Annotated in this window: 23 protein-coding genes; 12 read left to right on the top strand and 11 right to left on the bottom strand. The window is 65.5% G+C overall.

Annotation, left to right across the window (positions count from 1 at the left end; translation table 11 throughout):
- Positions 1-57: 57 nt before the first annotated feature.
- Positions 58-966: an RsmB/NOP family class I SAM-dependent RNA methyltransferase gene (locus tag ACP97_RS08515; protein WP_049997412.1), complete on the top strand. Its 909-nt coding sequence runs from the start codon at positions 58-60 to the stop codon at positions 964-966.
- A complete protein-coding gene (locus tag ACP97_RS08510) occupies positions 963-1,478 on the top strand; it encodes a DUF7122 family protein (protein ID WP_049997411.1) in 516 nt (171 codons plus the stop codon). Before ACP97_RS08515 ends, ACP97_RS08510 begins: the two co-directional genes overlap by 4 nt.
- On the opposite strand, the gene sugE is transcribed toward ACP97_RS08510, so the two are convergent.
- Positions 1,468-1,785 (bottom strand): quaternary ammonium compound efflux SMR transporter SugE, encoded by a 318-nt coding sequence (sugE, locus tag ACP97_RS08505; protein ID WP_049997410.1) that lies wholly within the window; start codon positions 1,783-1,785, stop codon positions 1,468-1,470. The two genes, ACP97_RS08510 and sugE, sit on opposite strands and share 11 nt — an antisense overlap.
- Positions 1,786-1,905: 120 nt before the next feature.
- Between sugE and ACP97_RS08500 the strand changes: the two genes are divergently transcribed.
- Positions 1,906-2,715 carry a DUF7847 domain-containing protein gene (locus ACP97_RS08500; protein WP_049997409.1) on the top strand — a complete coding sequence of 270 codons (810 nt, stop codon included), beginning with the start codon at positions 1,906-1,908 and terminating at the stop codon, positions 2,713-2,715.
- 1 nt (position 2,716) lies between these two features.
- Here the strand turns inward: ACP97_RS08500 and ACP97_RS08495 are convergent, their stop codons facing one another.
- From ACP97_RS08495 to ACP97_RS08485, 3 genes are read right to left on the bottom strand one after another with little or no spacing between them, the layout of a single operon-like run.
- The gene (locus ACP97_RS08495; RefSeq protein ID WP_049997408.1) at positions 2,717-4,240 is read right to left on the bottom strand and encodes a DUF790 family protein; all 1,524 of its coding nucleotides are present in this window, start codon (positions 4,238-4,240) and stop codon (positions 2,717-2,719) included.
- Between the two features lie 36 nt (positions 4,241-4,276).
- Positions 4,277-5,614, bottom strand: a complete 1,338-nt coding sequence (locus ACP97_RS08490) for a DEAD/DEAH box helicase family protein (RefSeq protein ID WP_049997407.1) — start codon at positions 5,612-5,614, stop codon at positions 4,277-4,279.
- Between the two features lie 23 nt (positions 5,615-5,637).
- Complete coding sequence (locus ACP97_RS08485; protein WP_049997406.1) at positions 5,638-6,357, bottom strand: DUF2270 domain-containing protein; 720 nt, start codon at positions 6,355-6,357, stop codon at positions 5,638-5,640.
- Positions 6,358-6,533: 176 nt separating this feature from the next.
- On the opposite strand from ACP97_RS08485, the gene ACP97_RS08480 reads away from it, so the two are divergent.
- Both ACP97_RS08480 and grpE read left to right on the top strand, forming a co-directional pair.
- Positions 6,534-7,274: an esterase/lipase family protein gene (locus ACP97_RS08480; protein ID WP_049997405.1), complete on the top strand. Its 741-nt coding sequence runs from the start codon at positions 6,534-6,536 to the stop codon at positions 7,272-7,274.
- Between the two features lie 59 nt (positions 7,275-7,333).
- The gene (grpE, locus tag ACP97_RS08475; protein WP_049997404.1) at positions 7,334-7,954 is read left to right on the top strand and encodes a nucleotide exchange factor GrpE; all 621 of its coding nucleotides are present in this window, start codon (positions 7,334-7,336) and stop codon (positions 7,952-7,954) included.
- Here the strand turns inward: grpE and ACP97_RS08470 are convergent.
- Positions 7,944-8,648 (bottom strand): YqjF family protein, encoded by a 705-nt coding sequence (locus ACP97_RS08470; RefSeq protein ID WP_049997403.1) that lies wholly within the window; start codon positions 8,646-8,648, stop codon positions 7,944-7,946. The genes grpE and ACP97_RS08470 overlap by 11 nt on opposite strands.
- Before the next feature lie 203 nt (positions 8,649-8,851).
- Here ACP97_RS08470 and dnaK point away from each other — a divergent pair, with 203 nt between their 5' ends.
- The 3 genes from dnaK to ACP97_RS08455 all read left to right on the top strand — a co-directional run bounded on the left by dnaK (position 8,852) and on the right by ACP97_RS08455 (position 11,774).
- Positions 8,852-10,747, top strand: coding sequence for a molecular chaperone DnaK (gene dnaK / locus ACP97_RS08465; RefSeq protein ID WP_049997402.1), 1,896 nt, complete (start codon positions 8,852-8,854; stop codon positions 10,745-10,747).
- Positions 10,748-10,908: 161 nt separating this feature from the next.
- Positions 10,909-11,196 carry a DUF211 domain-containing protein gene (locus ACP97_RS08460; protein ID WP_049997401.1) on the top strand — a complete coding sequence of 96 codons (288 nt, stop codon included), beginning with the start codon at positions 10,909-10,911 and terminating at the stop codon, positions 11,194-11,196.
- Entirely contained in the window at positions 11,196-11,774 is a 579-nt protein-coding gene (locus tag ACP97_RS08455; RefSeq protein WP_049997400.1) for a VIT1/CCC1 transporter family protein, read from the top strand. The genes ACP97_RS08460 and ACP97_RS08455 overlap by 1 nt, the downstream gene beginning before the upstream one ends.
- A 3-nt stretch (positions 11,775-11,777) precedes the next feature.
- On the opposite strand, the gene ACP97_RS08450 is transcribed toward ACP97_RS08455, so the two are convergent.
- Genes ACP97_RS08450 through ACP97_RS08440 form a run of 3 tightly spaced genes read right to left on the bottom strand, consistent with a single transcriptional unit; the run spans position 11,778 to position 13,077 of the window.
- Positions 11,778-12,197, bottom strand: coding sequence for a DUF5809 family protein (locus ACP97_RS08450; protein ID WP_049997399.1), 420 nt, complete (start codon positions 12,195-12,197; stop codon positions 11,778-11,780).
- A 24-nt stretch (positions 12,198-12,221) separates the two neighbouring features.
- Positions 12,222-12,623 carry a DUF5810 domain-containing protein gene (locus tag ACP97_RS08445; protein WP_049997398.1) on the bottom strand — a complete coding sequence of 134 codons (402 nt, stop codon included), beginning with the start codon at positions 12,621-12,623 and terminating at the stop codon, positions 12,222-12,224.
- Between the two features lie 37 nt (positions 12,624-12,660).
- Positions 12,661-13,077, bottom strand: coding sequence for a zinc ribbon domain-containing protein (locus tag ACP97_RS08440; RefSeq protein ID WP_049997397.1), 417 nt, complete (start codon positions 13,075-13,077; stop codon positions 12,661-12,663).
- A 96-nt stretch (positions 13,078-13,173) separates the two neighbouring features.
- Between ACP97_RS08440 and ACP97_RS08435 the strand changes: the two genes are divergently transcribed.
- Positions 13,174-13,884 (top strand): diphthine--ammonia ligase, encoded by a 711-nt coding sequence (locus ACP97_RS08435; protein ID WP_049997396.1) that lies wholly within the window; start codon positions 13,174-13,176, stop codon positions 13,882-13,884.
- 2 nt (positions 13,885-13,886) lie between these two features.
- On the opposite strand, the gene ACP97_RS21030 is transcribed toward ACP97_RS08435, so the two are convergent.
- The 3 genes from ACP97_RS21030 to ACP97_RS08425 all read right to left on the bottom strand — a co-directional run bounded on the left by ACP97_RS21030 (position 13,887) and on the right by ACP97_RS08425 (position 16,182).
- Positions 13,887-14,015 (bottom strand): hypothetical protein, encoded by a 129-nt coding sequence (locus ACP97_RS21030; RefSeq protein ID WP_272913443.1) that lies wholly within the window; start codon positions 14,013-14,015, stop codon positions 13,887-13,889.
- Between the two features lie 37 nt (positions 14,016-14,052).
- A complete protein-coding gene (locus tag ACP97_RS08430; RefSeq protein WP_049997395.1) occupies positions 14,053-15,018 on the bottom strand; it encodes a sugar phosphate nucleotidyltransferase in 966 nt (321 codons plus the stop codon).
- A gap of 81 nt (positions 15,019-15,099) precedes the next feature.
- Positions 15,100-16,182: a DUF373 family protein gene (locus tag ACP97_RS08425; RefSeq protein ID WP_049997394.1), complete on the bottom strand. Its 1,083-nt coding sequence runs from the start codon at positions 16,180-16,182 to the stop codon at positions 15,100-15,102.
- Between the two features lie 132 nt (positions 16,183-16,314).
- On the opposite strand from ACP97_RS08425, the gene ACP97_RS19880 reads away from it, so the two are divergent.
- The 3 genes from ACP97_RS19880 to ACP97_RS08415 all read left to right on the top strand — a co-directional run bounded on the left by ACP97_RS19880 (position 16,315) and on the right by ACP97_RS08415 (position 18,858).
- Positions 16,315-16,491, top strand: a complete 177-nt coding sequence (locus tag ACP97_RS19880) for a hypothetical protein (RefSeq protein ID WP_154019983.1) — start codon at positions 16,315-16,317, stop codon at positions 16,489-16,491.
- A 55-nt stretch (positions 16,492-16,546) separates the two neighbouring features.
- Complete coding sequence (locus ACP97_RS08420; protein ID WP_049997393.1) at positions 16,547-17,539, top strand: radical SAM protein; 993 nt, start codon at positions 16,547-16,549, stop codon at positions 17,537-17,539.
- Between the two features lie 92 nt (positions 17,540-17,631).
- Positions 17,632-18,858: an MFS transporter gene (locus ACP97_RS08415; RefSeq protein ID WP_049997392.1), complete on the top strand. Its 1,227-nt coding sequence runs from the start codon at positions 17,632-17,634 to the stop codon at positions 18,856-18,858.
- Positions 18,859-18,894 lie beyond the last annotated feature (36 nt).

The raw sequence follows: 18,894 nt of genomic DNA, 5'->3' as shown, positions 1-18,894 counted from the left end.
ACTTAATACCCTCCCAACTCCGAAATCGACAAGCGACCCCGGACGGATGGGTTCCCAATGGACGTTCTCGAACGATACGAACCGCTCGTCGACGATTTCGCGGCGTTCCGTGCGGCCTGTGAGCGCCCGCTGCCCTCCGTCGTCCGGGTGAACGAGATCAAGGCGACGCCCAAGCGGGCGATGGCCGCACTCGACGCGGAGGGCGTGGGCTACGAACCCACGGAGTGGCATCCCAGCCTTCTCCGGCTCGATTCGGCCAGTCCGGGCCGGACGTGGGGGGCCTATCACGGCTGGCTCCACGGCCAGGAGGAAGTCTCGGCGCTGCCGGCGCTCGTCTGTGATCCCCAACCCGGCGATCGCGTCTGGGCGGCCTGTGCCGCCCCCGGCGGGAAGGCGACCCAACTCGCTGCCCTCGCCGACGAGAAGGCATTCGTCGTGGCGAACGACCGGAACCTGGGTCGGCTTTCTGCCCTCAGATTCAACGCCGAGCGCCTCGGCGTCACCTCGATGGCGGTGACGAACCGCGACGGGCGGAACTACTCGCTCAAGCCGTTCGCGTTCGACGCGTTCGATCGCGCGCTCGTCGACGCGCCGTGTTCGTGCGAGGGCACGATCCGGAAGAACCCGGACGCGCTCGCCGAGTGGTCGCTCTCCTACGTCGAATCGGTCGCCGCGATCCAAGAATCCATCCTCCGGCGGGCGGTACAGGCGACCCGTCGGGGTGGTGTCGTGGTGTACTCGACCTGCACGTTCGCACCGGAGGAGAACGAGGCCGTCCTCGACAGCGTTCTTTCGGCCGAAGACTGCCGACTCGTCGATTTTTCCTGTGATCTCGAAACTCGGCCCGGAATCACCGAATGGCAGGGCAAGAAATTCGACGAGAGCGTGCGGAAGGCAAAACGCATCTATCCCCATCTGAACGACACGGGTGGCTTCTTCTGTGCGAAGGTGGAGGTCGGCGGATGAGCGACGGAACGAACGACGGCTCGCGGTTCGACCGTCTGCCCGCGACAGCCGACGCACGCACCGTCGAGGGTCGAGCCACCCGGCGGGAAGTGCTCGATTTCTGGGACGAGCGCTACGGAATCGCTCCCGAAACCTTCGAGGGCTACTCCTTCTGGGAGAAGGGTGGCGGGAAGCTCTGGGCGTTTCGCGGTGAGATGGCGGGGCCGCTCGAGATCGAGGCGCTCGGGATGATGTTCCTTCGCACGCGCCAAGAGCACTGGAAACCGACCACCGACGCGGTCCAGCGTTTCGGTCGGCACGCGAGGAGAAACGTCGTCGAACTCGGTCGGCAGGAGGCGCAGCGATTCGTCGCCGGCGAGGACCAGCCTGTGGACTGGGACGGCGACTGGGGCTATCTCGTCGCCGCCCACGCTATCGCCGGCGAGCGCGAACCGCTCGGCGTCGGGCTGTTCATCGACGGCGAACTCCGCTCACAGGTGCCGAAGGGTCGTCGGCGCGACCTCACTGGGTGAAGTTCAATCCGACGACGCCAACGACGATAAGTGAGATGAACCCCACGCGGGCGGCGCTCGACGGTTCGTCGAACAGGACTACCCCAAGAGTCGCCGCGCCGACGGCTCCGATGCCGGTCCAGACCGCGTAGGCCGTCCCGATGGGCAGCGATTGGACCGCCTGTGCCAGCAACACCATGCTGACGACGAGCGAGACGACGGTGAGCAGGCTCGGCAGGAGCTTCGAGAGACCCTGCGAGTATTCGAGACCGATGGCCCATCCTACCTCGAACAGCCCGGCGACGACGAGCGTGAACCACGGGTTCATGGTCGAACGCCGGTCGTGAACCTGATAGTGACTGTGATACAGCCCGCACTGGCGAGCCTCTCTGTCGAGGTTTGATGTCGACAATAAACTATTTATGGCGTGTCTGAATGTATCGTTGGTATGGGTGCGATATCGGCAGGACGGCAGACGGTCGCTGCGGTGGTACGGAACCCGATCCTCGTCGTCATCGCGTTGGTGCTCGGCCTCATCCAACTACCACAGCTCCTCGTCCAGTCGGTCGATTCGGTCGCCATCGTGGTCGCGTCCGGACTGCTCTCGCTGCTCTTTCTCGTTCTCTATCCGTTCTTCTTCGGCGGTATCATCGGGATGGGCAACGAGGCGGTCGAGGGGACCACGAGCCTCGGGACGTTCGTGAGCGCCGGGAAGGCGAACTACGTCTCGTTGCTCGGCGCGTTTTTCATCCTGCTGGTTGTGGGAATAGTGTACGTCGTTGCGCTGGCCGCCATCGGTGCCGTTGGCGGCTTTGCCGTCTTCGCTACCGGTGGCGATGCACTCGGCGGAGCCGCGTTCCTCGGCATCGTCGGCGTCGTGCTGGTCGCGTTCGTGTTGTACTTCCTCCTCTTCTTTTTCATCCAGTTCTTCGGACAGGCGATCGTGCTCGACGACGTAGGTGCCGTCGCTGGCTTCAAGCGCAGCGTCGGGGCGGTCCGCGCCAACAAACTCAGCACGCTCGGCTATACGCTCGTACTCGCGCTCATCGGCAGCGTCTTCGGTATCTTCGGAGCGGTGTTCGCGCTGTTTCAGGCTCCACAGGCCGCCGGTGGCCTGCCGACGCTTTCGCCGGGCGTGGCGATCGTGGCTGCCGTCGTGTTCGTCGCACTCACCGGCGTCGTCGGTGCGTTCTCGATGACTTACGGGGTCGCCTTCTACCGCGACATCCGCCCCGCCGAATCGAGTGCGTCGCCGTAACTCACCCTTTCTCCCGAACGGTGCCGCCGCTCAGGCCCTCCCATTCCACTCGATAGCCGAGCCGCGAGAGCACCGCGCTCGCGTCGTCGAGACCCACCTCGGCGAGTCGCTCTTCGACCGCCGAAAGCGCCATCCCGGGTTCGATGGCGTCTTCGAGCGCCGAGAGGACGGCGGGGCGGACGAGCGTCCGGCCGACAAGTTCGTGCTCGGGGAACTCCTTCCCCTCGATGGCGCGCTCGCTCACGCCGTGTTTCGCGGCGAGCGCCGTCAGTGAAATCACCCTCTCCTGAGGAACGAGTGCGTCGGACAGCGTCGCCGCGCTCTCGGCGTTCAACTGGTTTTCGTACTTCCGGAGCGCGTCACGGGCATCACGTAGCCGCACGGTTTTCGAGTAGGGGATGGCGCGCGCGTCGCGCGCTTCGAGCTGCTCGCCGACGCCGAGCGATTCGTCGACGGCGACCAGCAGCGAAACGTCCTCCAGCCCCTCGATCTGGGCGAGTTTCTTTGCGACGTACTCGGGCGTCCAAAAGCCCATTATCTCGAAGAACACTCGAAAATTGCTGTGTTTCCACTCGAAGGAAAAGTCGGGAATCATGACCCGTGCGCCGGTTTCGAGCGGTTCGGGTTCGCGGGTGAGGTTCCAGTCGAGGTCGAGCGCCGCGAAGCGCGCGGCGAAATCGGCCTCGACGCCGCTGTCGTAGTCGACTTCGACCACCGGCTCGGTTTCCGGGGGTGTGAGGTCGGCCTGCGTGAGTCGGAGTTCGCGCTCGGTCCCGCGGTCGTCGATGGTCGCCGTGAGATCCCACTCGCCCGCTTTCGTGACGCTTCTGAGCAGCCGGGCGAACCGGGTGCCGTAGCGTCTGGTCCGGCGGAATAGACTATCCGGACCCGTCACGCGGACCTCGCGCTCGGAGAGTGCACCGGAGCTACCCGCGTCGGTCTTCCGGATCTCGTAGAGCAATCGCAGGCGTTTGATCGCCGAAACGAGCGCTTTCGGGTCCGAACTCCGCACCCGCAGCTCGGTCGCGTCGAACAACACTGTCTGGGCCAGCGAGAGGTCGTACTGCGCGCAGAGTTCGGCCGGGTCCCACGGTACGTCGAGGCTCACCAGAACCTGCCGTTCGTCGAGGTCGGCGTAGAGCGACCGTGCGACGCTTTTCGGTGTGGCGTCGAGTCGGTCCGCGGCCCGCGAGAGCGTCCGCTCGCGGTCGGCTTCAGTCACGACGCCGATCGATTCGGCGGCAGCGAAGGCGGCGCTGCGGGCGCGCTCGGGGACCAGTTCGCTACGGGTCTCGAAGGTGGCTTCTCGCTCGACGAGTTTGGCGAACCCGCGAACGAGTTTGAAATCGTCGGCCTCGCGTTCGAGGTCTTCAAGCGCGTCGTCGAGGTCCGTCCTCGGGGAGCCGACGTGGCCCTGATAGACCCCGATGACCCGTGCGGCGAGCGGGCGGTCCTCCCTGTCGGTGAACTGCGGGTGGTAGCCACCGCCCGCCCGCGACACCCGGCGGAGGTCCTTCGTGAGCACGGTCCTGATTGGGTGGCGGCCCTCTAAACCCTCTCGTCACCGCCGCCGCTCGGCGACGCGCTCCTCGGCGGTCTCCTCGGTGACGACCTCGTAGAGCAGCGCCCGCCCGCCGTCTTCCTTCGGGCGCAAAATCCGACCGAGGCGCTGGGTGAACTCGCGTTCGGAGCCGCTGCCCGAGAGAACGACCGCGACGTTTGCGTCCGGCACGTCGACGCCCTCGTCGAGGACGTTCGCCGTGACGACGCGCGAATACTCGCCGGCACGGAACTTTTCGAGGATTTCGCGGCGTTCGTCCGCGCCCGTCTGGTGGGTGATGGCGGGGACGAGAAATCGTTCGGAGAGGCGATAGACGAGGTCGTTGTGCGCGGTGAAGACGATGAGCCGGTCCTCGCGGTGGCGGTCGAGGATGTCGGCGAGCGTTTCGATTTTGGCGTCGGCGTTCGACGCTATCTCGCGGGCGCGTTGGTTGGCGAGCAGCGCTTTCCGGGCCTCCGGGTCCGATCCCGAGCGCATGACGAGTTTTCGGTAGTCGTCCCCACTGTTCATGTCGAGGTTCGACCGAGCGAGGTAGTTCGTGAAGGTCTCTCGATGCCGGTCGTACTCCGCGCGTTCGTCGTCGGTCAGCGAGACGTCGAGGCGCTTGATGTCGTAGGCCGCGAGATGGTTCCCGGCGAGTTCGTCGGGCGCGATGCGGTGGACGAGCGGGCCACAGAGTTCTTCGATGACTTCGTGTGCGCCGTCGGAGCGCTCGAAGGTTGCCGTGAGGCCCAATCTGGCGGGCGCGGCGAGTAGCCGGGCGATGTCGCGGTAGCCCCTCCCCCCAAGATGGTGGACCTCGTCGAACACCACGAGACCGAACCGGTCGCCGATGTCCTCGGCGCGCAGATAGGCCGAATCGTAGGTCGAAACGGTGAGCGCTTCGACGTGCTGTTCGCCGCCGCCGAGTTGACCTATCGGACCCCCGAACTCGGTTTCGAGTTCGCGCCGCCACTGCTCAAGCAGATCGATCGTTGGAACGACGACGAGCGCCGTCGTTCGGAGGGTTTCGATGGCTTCGATACCGATGACGGTCTTCCCGCTGCCGGTGGGGAGTTCGAGCACTCCTCGATGGTCGTTCGCGCGCCACGCACCGAGCGCTTCCCGTTGGTAGTCCCGAAGCTCGTAGTCCGAGGCCACGTCGAGCGCTGGTGCGTCGAGCACGCGGTCGTCGTAGTCGACATCGTGATTGTCGAGCGCGTCGACAAGCGCCGCGTAACGCACGGCGGGCGCACGGGCCGTCTTCGAGCGCGGGTCGCTCTCGACGGGGAGGTCGAGGTCCGCGCCGCTCTCGACGCGGATGGTGCCGTCCTCGAAGGTGAGCGTGACGTCCGCCACGGCCTTCCTCCGGGCGCGAGGCGTTAATCGGTGTTCTTCCACTCGCCGTGCTCGACGTCGCCGAACTCGCCCTTCGAGTGGCGCTCGCGCGGCCAGAACGCGATGGCGACCATGACGAGGTAGAACACGCCGACGACACCGAACACGACTGTTCCGGGTACGCTTCCCACGGCGGCCGTATCGAGCCACGATCGGCCGGCCGAGAAGGCCGTGATCTTGAACAGCCACGCGGCGAGCATCAGCGCGAACAGCGGGAGATAGATCCGGCGGAGTCGCCGCCCGAGCGCTTCGAGGTAGGGTGTCTTGATGGTCGGATTCCGGTAGTCGTCGCTGAGCTCGCGCCGCCAGTCGCGGTGTTCGACGCCCTGTGACGGGTCGAGCGTGTTCGCAAAGAGGTTCTCTTGCATCAGTCGCGCCCGCGCACGATAGACGTCGTAGGCCTGATAGCGCCGGGCTTCGATGCCGAGGAACATGCTGATGACGACCATGCCGGCGAGCAGGATCACGTGATTGCCGTCCGTCGAGAAGGCGTAGATCAAGATTGCGGAGATGATCGTCACTGCCCAGTTGATGGTCTCGTCGAGGCGGGTTCGCCACGTCGTGACGACGCTCATCTCGCCCCGATAGAAGTGGGCGACGACCGATCCCAATCCCGTGCTCTTCGAGACCATCTCACGGCCGATTTCGCGCTCCTCGCGCGCCTCCGGGTCGAACTCGTCCCAATCCCTGTCTTGTTCACTCATGACACGGAAGCTACGCCTCGTGTTCGTAAAACCACGCCGCCCGCACGGTCACTGTGCCGCCGGAGCGTCGGTCCGGCGTGTGGGGCTCCGGGATCGAGGTATCGGCGTGCATAAAAACACCCAGCGGTACCCGGAAGCAGACGTATGCGTGGTTCGGCCCGACGATTCGTTCGATAATGAACGCTACCGAACCGACCACGCGGCGGTCCGTTCTCAAAGGTGTGGGTGTCGCGGCCGCTACTGCACTCGGCGTCTCGACCGTGGGTACCGCCGCGGCCGACGACGGATCGCCGGGCGACGAACCCGTGTTGCTCGTCAACGGTTATGCCGATACCGAGGACACGCCGTGGTGGGACGTCCTCAAATCGTACTTTCGAGAGGTGGGCTATACCACTGAGAACGTCCACCGCGCCGACCTCGGCGACGTCCCCGGGACGACCGTCGATTCGCCCACCGAGTACGCCGAGGTGGTCGCAGACCGTCTCGCGGCCATCGGCGACGAGCACGGAAGCGAGGTCGACGTCGTCGCGCACTCGATGGGCGGGCTCGACTCGCGGTGGGCCATCGAGAAGTTGGATGCCGCGCAGTACGTCGACGACCTCGTGACGCTCGGGACGCCCCATCAGGGCACTTACGTCGCCTACCTCGGGGCGCTGACCGACGGCGGTCGTGACATGATCCCGGGCAGTGACTTTCTCACGGAGTTGAACGACGGCACGCTCGCGGAGGGCGTCGATTACTTGGCGCTCTGGAGCAGCGCCGACGAACTCATCGCCCCCGACGAGTACGCCGCGCTTCCCGATTCGCTGGCCGCGTCGGTCGACGTGGTCCGTAGCGAGAACTCGGGCTACCAAGAACATATCCAACTCGTCTCCGACAGGGACGTCTTCGAGCAGTACTATCGCTTCCTCGATTGACGCACGGCCCGCAGTCGGCTTTCTGAATCCTTTTGTCCGTGTATCGACTCCGTTCGACCATGAGCGACAACGACGTCGGAGCCGACGAATCGGCCGAGGAAATCCCGATCGAGGACGAGACCGGGACGAACGCCGATACCGTGACCGACGAGTCCGAGAACCTCACAGCACACGTCGAAGAGACCCCTCCCGACGAACTCGCCGACGAGATCCGTACGCTGCGCGAGCGCGCCGCGAGTGCCGAGCGGAGCGTCGAGGAGCAGGCTCGGAAGGTCGACGACCTCGAATCGAAACTGAAGCGCAAACAGGCGGATTTCCAGAACTACAAACAGCGCACCGAGCGCCAACAGGAGGAGTTGCGCGAGCGCGCCACCGAAGACCTCGTCTCCCGGCTGCTCGACGTGCGTGACAACCTCTCGCGGGCGCTCGAACAGGGCGAGGACGCCGACATCCGCCCGGGCGTCGAGAGCACGCTGGAGGAGTTCGACCGGATCCTCGACGAGGAGAACGTTACGGCCATCGAACCCGACACGGGCGACGTCGTCGACCCAAAACGCCACGAGGTGATGCTCCGCGTCGACAGCGACCAACCCGACGACACCGTGGCCGAACTCTACCGCCCGGGCTACGAGATGGGCGAGAAGGTGCTCCGCCCGGCGCAGGTCACCGTCAGCGAGTAGCCTCCCATGTCCGACTCGGCGAAGCGACGATCTCCACGCCGGGACTGTAATGACAGATCGGCTCGCCCGACGGGTCGGCGAAGCCATTGGCTCGAAACAGCGTGTTCTCGGTTATCGTCGCGTTGGTCCGGTAGAGCGGCCAGCGGTCGTGGTTCACGTTCGAGTAACGCACCGTGCCGTCGGGGGCTTCGGTGTAAAAGCGGTAGCGCTCGGTGAGGAAGGTCACCAGCGAGTCGGGATCGGGATCGAGTTTCTCGCCCATCCGTTCGTAGCCCGCCGCGAAGTGGACGGGTCTGGCCCCGGGATGGTATCGCCGAGACGCGAAGCGAACACGGCCGTCCGCGTCGCGCTCGTGGCGCATGCGCGCGTAGTAATAGGGAAGATGATGGAACAGCCGTGCGCCGAGTACGCCGAGGACACCCTCGGCGTCGAGGCTGAAGAAATAGACGCTGGGCGTGTCGCCGGCGGTGACGTAGGTCCGGAGGTTGAGTTCGGGGAGATTCATTCCCATCCGTGCGGGCAGGCCGCGCGGGCGGACCGAGCCGTTGGTGAACGGCACGATCGAGAGCCACGCGCTGCCGTCGTGGGTATCGACCGCGAGCGCGTCGGGGAGGTGGGAGGCGACGGTATCGAGGTCCACGGGCCAACTGGCGAAGAGGAGTTCGCGCCAGTCCATTGCGAGGGCGACGACCATACTCCAATGAGGGCACCGAGCGATTTGGTCCTTTTCGAGGCGGAAAGGAACGACGAGCGGTCGTGTTGCGGTCCGATTTATACGCCGTGGGTGGACCGTTCGCACGAAACGAAAACCGCAACCCGGGAGGCCAATGGCTCGTCGGGGTCGGTCGGCGTATCTAGCAACTTTTAACCGGCCCAAACCGATAGAGGAGGCCAACAATGGCGAGCAACAAGATTCTCGGTATCGACCTCGGGACGACGAACTCGGCCTTTGCGGTGATGGAAGGTGGCGACCCCGAAATCGTCGTGAACGGCGAGGGCGACCGCACCACACCCTCCGTGGTGGCGTTCACCGACGACGAGCGTCTGGTAGGCAAACCCGCGAAGAACCAGGCCATCCAGAACCCCGATCGAACCGTCGAATCGATCAAGCGGTTCATCGGCGAGGACCACACCGTCGAGATCGACGGCGAGGACTACACACCCGAGGAGATCTCGGCGCTCATCCTCGGCAAGATCAAGCGCGACGCCGAGGAGTATCTCGGCGACGAGATCGAGAAAGCCGTCATCACCGTCCCTGCCTACTTCTCGGACAGCCAGCGCCAGGCGACGAAGGACGCCGGCGAGATCGCCGGCTTCGACGTCGAGCGCATCATCAACGAGCCGACCGCGGCGTCGATGGCCTACGGGCTGGACGACGACTCCGACCAGACCGTGATGGTCTACGACCTCGGTGGGGGGACCTTCGACGTCTCGGTGCTCGACCTGGGTGGTGGGGTCTACGAGGTCGTCGCCACGAACGGCGACAACGACCTGGGTGGCGACGACTGGGACGAGGCCGTCATCGACTGGCTCGCCGAACAGTTCGAGTCGGACCACGGCTTCGATCTCCGCGAGGACCGCCAGGCGCTCCAGCGGCTCAAGGATGCTGCCGAGGAGGCCAAGATCGAACTCTCCAACCGAAAGGAGACGACGATCAACCTTCCGTTCATCACGGCGACTGATTCGGGGCCGGTCCATCTGGAGGAGAAACTCACCCGAGCGACGTTCGAGTCGCTCACCTCGGACCTCATCGACAGAACTGTGGACCCGACCCAGCAGGCGCTCGACGACGCGGGCTACGACGCCGACGACATCGACGAGGTGATCCTCGTGGGCGGGTCGACGAGGATGCCCCAAGTCCAAGAGGAGGTCTCCGAGCTCGTCGGTCAGGACCCACAGAAGAACGTCAACCCCGACGAGGCCGTGGCACTGGGGGCGGCCATCCAGGGTGGCGTGCTCTCGGGCGACGTCGACGACATCGTACTGCTCGACGTCACGCCGCTCTCGCTAGGTATCGAGGTCAAGGGCGGCCTCTTCGAGCGGCTCATCGAGAAGAACACGACGATCCCGACCGAGGAGTCGAAGGTGTTCACCACCGCCGCGGCGAACCAGACTCAGGTCCAGGTGCGCGTGTTCCAGGGCGAGCGCGAGATCGCCAACGAGAACGAACTGTTGGGTGAGTTTCAGCTGTCGGGCATCCCGCCCGCTCCTGCGGGGACACCCCAGATCGAGGTGACGTTCAACATCGACGAGAACGGCATCGTCAACGTCGAGGCCCACGACCAAGGCTCGGGCAACTCAGAGGAGATCACCATCGAGGGCGGTGCGGGCCTCTCCGACGACGAGATCGACCGCATGCAGGACGAAGCCGAGCAGTACGCCGAGGAAGACGAGCAGCGCCGCGAGCGTATCGAGGCGCGCAACGAGGCCGAGAGTTCGGTCCAGCGCGCGAACACGCTCCTCGAGGAGAACGAAGAGCAGGTCGACGACGACCTCCGGGCCGACATCGAAGCGGCTATCGAGGACGTCGAGGAGGTCCTCGAAGACGAGGACGCGACGACCGAGGAACTCCAGGATGCGACCGAAACCCTCTCGACCGAACTGCAAGAAATCGGCAAGCAGATGTACCAACAGCAGGAGGCTGCCCAGCAGGCCGCCGGCGGTGCGGGCGGGGCCGGCGCGGCGGGCGGTCCCGGTGGCATGGGTGACATGGGTGGCGCTGACGGGGACGGCGACGACGAGGAGTACGTCGACGCGGACTTCGAGGACGTTGACGAAAACGACGACGAGTAGTCGTCGTTTTCGTTTGCACACCAGCAATCCCTGACTTCTGGGGATGTAGAGGACGAGGACGACTCCTCGTAAGCAGCCGTCGAATCCGGTTGTAAGAGTGGACGAACGACGGTTGCTACGGCATCAACACACCCTTACCGTTAGACGTCGTTCGGCACGATATGGCCACCATTCGTCAGTTAGTCATCGACGTGCTCAAGCCACACGAGCCGACCATGCTCGCGGTCGCCGAGGAGATCGCCGACCTCGACGGCGTCGATGGCGTCAACGCCACCCTCCTGGAGATGGACGAGGAGGTCCGCAACATCAAGTTCACCATCGAGGGGGAGGCCATCGACTTCGAGGCGGTGAGCGCGACCGTCGAGGACACGGGCGCGCGGGTCCACTCGGTCGATCAGGTCGCCTGTGGCGAGTACATCGTCGAGGACGTCCCGACGGCGCAGGACTGATGGCCGACGACGATTCGCTGGCCGACCGCGTCGACACCGGCATGGTCGGACCGATCGCGCGCCGCTACTTCGTCTCGAACGGTTTCGACGGCGCGCTCACCGGCGTCGGCGTTACCGTCGGGGCGTACCTTTCGGGAATTTCCGACGGACTCACCGTCGTGAGTCTCGGACTCGCCGCGGCGGTTGGACTCACCACCTCCGGAGTGTGGAGCGTCTGGGAGATCGAACGTGCGGAGATGCGCGCCGAGATTCAGGAGACCGAGGACGCGATGCTCGCCGATTTGAGCGGTACCCGCGTCGAACGCGAGAAGATGAGCAACCAAGTGGTGAACGCGCTGATGAGTGGTCTCGGCCCGCTTCTCGGTCTCGTCGTCCCTCTATTGCCGTTTCTACTCGAAGACACAGTCCTCTCGCTGTTGCAGGCGACGCTCGCCTCGGTCGCGATGGCGGTCGGCGTTCTGTTCACGTTCGGGGCGTACATGGCCTCGATATCCCGTCAGAAATGGTATATCGCCGGTATCCGCATGGGACTTGCCGGTATCGTCGTCGCCGTCATCAACGTCTTCTTACCCGGCTGAAGATCACTCGAAGAGATCGCGGTAGAGCCGCCCGAATGCCTGTCGGCGCAGCGTCTCGACGGCCGCACGCTCCTCGTTTGCAAAGGTCGCCGCGACTGCCTGTTCGGAGAAGGGGACGGCGTGCCACGCCATGCGGGGAACGTTCTCGTTGCCGATGATGTGCCATTCGTAGTCGGGATGGGCGGCCCGCCAGTCGTCGAACGCCTCGCGCTCACCAATGGAGATTTCGAGCGCGGAGGCAAACAGTGCGTTGCGCGCCCGCTCGACGACCGTGCTCGTCACGCGCTCGTCGTACTCGTCCTTGTCGAACTCCATCGCCGTTGCGACCTCCCGGACCACGGTCTGTGCCGTGGGTCCGAGCGTTGCGTAGCGCTCGCGGGCTGCCTCCTCGGTGGCCGGCGCAAAGCGTCCATCCGTGTGCATAGGCTCGCTTCGTCCGGCGAGCAGTTACCCGTTTTCGTCCTCGTCGCTCGCTTCCTCGTCACCATCGTCCTGCGTCATCGCGCGGGCCTGCTCGACTGCGGCGGCGGTCTCGGCGTCGAGACGCGATTCCCTGGATGGCCCGCGCGTCGGGCGCTCGTCGAAGAGATCTCCGGGTTTGGGTTCGTCGCCGTGGCGGTGGTCGTGGCCAGTCGTGTCCTCGAAGACCCGTGGGTACTCGACTTCCGAGGCCCCTTCTTCGACCCGCTCGGCGAGATCGTCCTCGCCCGACTCCTCCCAGCCCGGTGCGTGCTCGTCGAGCCACGACTCGTGGTCGTCGTCGCCGAGCAGCGCGGTGAACGCGAGGTGGTTCGCGAGATGTTGCGCGTCGGCCTGCGGCGTCTCACAGACGGGACAGGCATAGCCCATACTCTTCTTCGGGTCTCGACGTGCTTCTATCCCGCGCTCACTCGCCGGTCTCGACCGGTTCGGTACACCACTGACAGAATTCGAGGTCGGCGTCGGTCTCGCGGCCACAGTTCGGACAGCGCCGCTCGCCGTCGGTGACGACCGTCTCTTCGGGTCGACTCTCCTGCCGGGCGAGACGGTAGGCATCGACCGTGTTGAGCACGAGGAGGACGAAGATGGCGACCGAAGCCTCCGTCGGGAGCGCCCGGGTCGCGCTCATGACCGCATCGAGACTGACGCCACCGGAGTCCGGGACTGCCGATTGGGGCAGCGCCAGCGCAACGGTCGCGAACGTCAGCGCGAACCACGTAAGCGCGCGCAGCCACTCGCGCAGGTAGGCGTGACCGAGTCCGGGATAGAGCAGCGCCAGCGCCGCCGCGAGCCACGGGCGTTTGCCCGAGCGGTGTCCGTTCATCGCCGCGACCTACCTCGCGCGGGGCCGTGAACGTTCGGATCCACGACGGCGCGGCCCGACCGCAGCGCGTTTGTTCGTCGGCCCGATACTACACTCATGGCAGGATGGGTGAGCCTCTTTTCGGGCGGGAAAGACTCGGCGTGGGCGCTCTATCGCGCGCTCGACGACGGCCTCCCCGTCGCGCGACTCCTGACTGTGCATCCCGAAGAGGACTCCCATCTTTACCACGTCCCGGCGACCGACCTCGCCGGCCTCGCCGCCGCGAGCATCGGTATCGAACTCCACGAGGTCGAATCGGGGAGCCACGACGAACTCGACTCCGGTGCGCGCGGCGACGCCGAACTCGAACCGCTCGAACGCGCGCTGGCGGACCTCGCGGACGACCTCGACGGCGGTCTCACGGGCGTCGTCGCGGGCGCGGTCGAAAGCGAGTTTCAGCAGACGCGAATCGAAGCGCTGTGCGAGCGCCTCGGAATCGAACTGTACACCCCGCTCTGGCAGCGCGACCCCCGAAAACTCGCCGACGCGATGGTCGCTGCCGGCTTCGAGATTCGCGTCGTCGCCGTGGCGGCCGCGGGTCTCGACGAATCGTGGCTCGGGCGCAGGCTCGACGCCGATGCCTTCGACGACCTCGAAATCCTCCACGAAAAGTACGGTGTCCACCTCCTCGGCGAGGGTGGAGGGTTCGAGACACTGGTGACCGACGGCCCGCATATGGCCCGACCGATCGAACTCGATTACGAGACCGAGTGGGACGGCGTGCGGGGTCGGTTGCGAATCCGTGATGCGTGGCTCGGCGACGGGTGAGACTACTCCTCGTCGTCGAGCAGCGCCGGCTTGCCGACCGGCAGCGCGCCGAACAGCGCGTAGTGGACGCCGAAGGAGACGGCGATCAGTAGGGCGATACCGGCGACGAACTGTGTCGAACGCGATGCCATACCCGCGCGAGGGCGGCCGTGCCAAAGAGGTCTGTGGTCAGTCCCGGTCGGGGATCTTCGTGTGCGCGCCGACGAGCGCCTCGGTGAGATCGAGACCGGCGACGTCGACTGCCTCGTCGAGAATCGAATCGCGCACGGTACAGTTCTCGACGGTGGCGTCGGGGAAGACGACCGAACGCTCGACGGTCGAGTTTTTCACTACCGCGCCGTCCATGACGTGGACGCCGCTGCCGATTTCGCTGTTCTCGACCGTGGCGTCGGCCGCCACAGTCGAGTCGCCGTCGAGCGCCCACGCGACGGTTTCGAGGTAGCTCTCGGGCGTGCCAATGTCGAACCACGCGCCGTCGAAGGTGTAGGCGTAGACCGCGCGGGTCGCCTGAAGCCACTGGACGAACCATCCCGGTTCGTCGGGGTTGTTGTCGCCCGCGAGGTACTCCTCGAAGGCGAGCGCTTCCGCCGGGAAGGCGTAACAAGCGATCGACACCAACGTGCTCTTGGGGTCGTCGGGCTTTTCCTGAAAGTCCACGACGCGGTCGCCGTCGAGTTCGACCAGTCCATACGAGGAGGCGCGCTCCTTCGAGCCGACGTCGTAGGCCGCGATGGTCGGTTCGTCGCGCGATTCGAACTCGTCGAGAAAGTCGCTGATGGGGAAGCTGATGAGGTTGTCGCCGGCGATAACAAGTAAATCGTCGTCGACGTTCTCGCGGTCGACAAGTTGGGCGAGCGCGCCGACGACGCCGAATTTCTCGTCTTCGCCGGTGGTCTCCTCGACGCTGAGCCGTGGCTTCGAGAAGTCGCTGGCGTCGATGTGGCGTTCGAACTCCGGGGCGAAACGTTCGTTCGTACTCACGTAGACGTCCTCGATACGGTCGTCACCCTCCAGTTCGGCGAAGATACGGTCGATGACGTCCATCCCGCCGACCGGGAGGAACATCTTCGGCCGATGTTTCGTAATCGGCCAGAGGCGCGTCGCGTAGCCTCCGGCGAGTACGATTGCATCCATGCAAACCCGCTCTCGGCGGCCGGATAAGTCCCTTTCCATTGCTATCTCCAGTGTCGTCGGTCTCGAACGCCTCCGAACGGCTCAGACCGGCTCCGGAACGCTCGGAAAGCGCGACTCGACGATGGCGAAGGCGAGCGTGCTCACGAGACCCAACAGCGTGCCGGCGGTGAGCGCGACCGCCATGTACGTGAGTCCGACCTCGCCGAGGAGGAACGCCCCGACCGCGTAGAGGACGGCCGCGATGGCAAGCACGTAGAAGGGCGCGTTGAGGTAGCGCCAGCGAAAGCGCTCGGCGAGATACGTGTCGGTGATGCGGCCGACGCTGCTGGTGATGCCCGCCGCGGCGAACCACGGTATTGCGCCCACAGTAAATGCCGCGAAGGTCTCGACGGGGGTGAGTGCCCCGGTGGCGCTGTGGGCGTCGAGCACTCCCATCCCGCGGACGCCGCCGATGGCGAACAGCGCCGCCGCCACGACCGACGTGATGAGCATCACCCGGCCGGCGTAGAGGCCGCGGCGCGCACGCGCGACGCCCTCGTCGATGGCGCGTTCGAGACCCAGCCCGCGAAACAGTACGTAGAGTCCCAACAGGGTGGAGATGAAGCCGAACACCGCTGCGCCGGGCACGCCGAGTTGGCCGGCGATCTCGGCGAGCGGGTAGATGAGCAGGAGAATGCCGAGGGGAACGAGGATCGTGCCCCTCGTCTCGGGGTCGTCGAGCACCTGCTTGATCGTGTAGTACATCGATTCGAGGTTCTGGGCTTGCCGGACGACAACGCGGCGCACGCCGTCGATAGGGAGCCGCGAGCGGATCACCGGGATGACCGACTCGTCCTGTGCGCCGTCGGTGACCACCAGTGCATGCACGTCCTCGCCGGTGGTCAGCCCCGCGAGGATGCGGTCGATCTCCTCGCCGACCTTCCTGTTCGCCGCGACGCCGCCGCTCTCGACGCCGGTGACGGCCGCGACCTCGACCTCCTCGTCGGTGATGTCGTCGTGGATGTGCAACCCCTCGAAGAGCACGTTCGCATCCGAATCCTCGGGGTCGGCCGTGGCGAGCGCGACCGCGGCGCGCTCGACGGCCGCGCGGCCCACGACTGGCGTCTCGACGCCGGCCTTCCGTCCGAGGTCGTCGTCGAGGTCGATACACAGCACCAACAGCATGCGCCCGGCTACGCGGCCCGCCGTTAACTGTCTTCGGTGCCGCTCGCCGTGACCTAATATCCCCTAAGCCGCTTCGGAGTGATATTACATGTTCTATCATTAGGTTTATGCGGGCGAACCCGATGGTTGTGCATGTCGAACGATGCCGGCGGTTCGCCGTCGGCGTTCGGCGGACAACCCATGTACACGGATACCGAGAACACCGGCGCGCCGATGGTGCCCGAAAGCACACGCAGAGAACCCGAAACCGAAACCGACGCACGACGCTTCCGCGAGGAGACGGTGTTGAGCCACCGACTGCCCGAGTAGTATCCGCGTCGAGCCGTATGCCTTTTCACGCCCGCGCACCCAGTAGTTACAACGAATGATATCGAAGGGCTGTGAACAGTGCGCTAAGGGCGGGAAGATGGTGCTGTTCGTCTACGGCTACTGCGACCAGCGCGACTGCTTTTACTGTCCGCTCGGCGAGAATAGAAAAAACGTCACCGACGTCTACGCCAACGAGCGCCGCGTCGAAGCGGATGAAGATGTGATCGAGGAGGCCCACCGGATGAACGCGCTGGGAACCTCCATCACCGGCGGCGAACCACAGGAGGCGATGGCGAAAACCTGTCGGTATCTCTCCATGCTCAAAGAGGAGTTCGGTGAGGACCACCACACCCACCTCTACACTGGAATCACCGGCGGGCGCGAGAACATGCGCCGCCTGAGCGAGGCGGGTCTCGACGAGATCCGCTTCCACCCGCCCTACGAGCAGTGGGGCGATCTCCACGGCACCGAATGGGAAGAGATTCTCTACATCGCCCGCGAGGAGGGCTTGACGCCGGCGTTCGAGATTCCCGGCATCCGTGCCGAAGAGGAGTTCATGGAGTTCCTCGACGAGGGCGCGGCCGACTTCTGCAACATCAACGAGTTCGAGATGAGCGACGGGAACTACGAGCGGATGCAAGAGCAGGGCTTCGAGCGCCGCGAGGGTCACATGAGCGCCGTCGAAGGTTCCCACGACATCCTGGAGGCGATGGGCGACCACGAGAAAGTGTACTTCTGTACGAGCGTGTTCAAGGACGCCGCCCAGCACCGCAACCGCCTGAAGCGGATGGCGAAGGTCATGCGACGGGAGTTCGACGAGGTGACCGACGACGGAACGCTGGTGTACGGCAAGGCGTGGGAGAGCGGCGAGCGGCTTGCTGACCTCGGCGTTCCCGAGGAGTTCTATTCTCAGAAATCCGAACACGTCGAACTCGCGTGGTGGCTCTTGGAGGAGATGATCACGGAGGGCGACCTCGGAAAGGGTGAGATCGTCGAGCAGTACCCGACGGCCGACGGGACTGTCGTCGAGCGGACGCCACTGGCCTGATTTCCGGCACGATTTCGCGGTCGGTCGGCGACGGATCGGTGCCGTCGTCGTATCACCACGTTCATACGGCGTTCGTCCCCATTTTAGACCGAATGGAGGCGTCGTTCGAATCGCTCAGAAATCGTGCGGTGCGGACGGGGCAGGTGCTCCGCGGCGACGGCCGCGGCTGGACGCTCGCGGTGGTGGCCGCCGGTTGGCTGACGGTGCTCGGCGGTCGCTACCTCTTTCCGGCGATCCTCCCGCAGGTCAAGGACTTCTTCGGTGTGAGCAACGCGACCGCCGGGCTGGCCGTCACGACCGTCTGGGCGGCCTACGCCGTGATGCAGTTTCCGGCCGGCATGCTGACCGACCGCTTCGGCGAACGCGCCCTCTTGGCCACTAGCCTCGCGCTCTCGGCGGGCGCGGTCGTCGCGGTGAGTCTCGCGCCGACGTTCTGGCTGTTCCTCGTCGGCTGTGCGCTGTTCGGTCTCGGCACTGGATTGTACGGCCCGGCGCGCGGTACCGCCCTCTCGAAGGTCTTCGGCGAGCACGACGGGACCGCCATCGGTCTCACGCTCGCGGCGGGCAGCATCGGCTCGGCGCTGCTCCCGTTCGCCGCGAGCGTACTCGTCGGCCCGCTCGGCTGGCAGACGACCGTCGCGTTGCTCGTCGTTCCCTTCCTCGTCATCGCCGTCAGCGTCCGGCGCGTGCTGCCACGGCGAACGCCGACCGCCAGTCCGAGCGGTCGGCCATCGGTCCGCGGCCTGCTTCGCGCGCTCGATACCGCCATCTCGCGGCACACGGTCGTCGCGGTGAGCGCCGCCACGCTCACGCTGTTCGTGATGCAGGGGGTGACGTCGTTTCTGCCGACCTACTTCATCGCGGTCAAGGGGTTCTCTCAGGAGCGCGCCGCGGCGCTGTTCGCGCTCTTCTTCCTGAGTGGCGCGCTCGCCCAATCGGTCGCCGGCAACGCCGCCGACTACTACGGTGACCGTTCAGTCCTCCTGACGACCGCCGGTTTCGGTGTTCTGCCGCTGCTCGCGCTCCCGTTCGTCGAGGGACTCGTCCCGGTGGGTGTGCTCACTGTCTTGCTCGGCTCGCGGCTCGCACTCAACCCCGTGAGCAATGCCTACATCATCGCCGTCGTCCCGAACGCGGTCCAGGGCACGGCGTGGGGATTCTTCCGCACGACGTTTTTCCTGCTGGCGGCGACCGGCTCGACGGTCGTCGGTCTCTTCTTCGATGCTGGACTCGCCGACGAGTCGTTCGTCGTGCTCGCTGCCCTCACCGCCCTCGCGGCCGTCTGTTACGTCTTCCTCCCGGCACGGACGAGTGTGTGAGGGTGTATCGAACGAAAAATGGCGTGATGGTGTTTT

Origin of the sequence: Halococcus sediminicola, from assembly GCF_000755245.1 — an archaeon.
In the GTDB taxonomy this organism is placed as follows: domain Archaea; phylum Halobacteriota; class Halobacteria; order Halobacteriales; family Halococcaceae; genus Halococcus; species Halococcus sediminicola.
The sequence above is the reverse complement of the archived record's forward strand: the minus strand, read 5'-3'. Positions and strand labels throughout refer to the sequence as shown.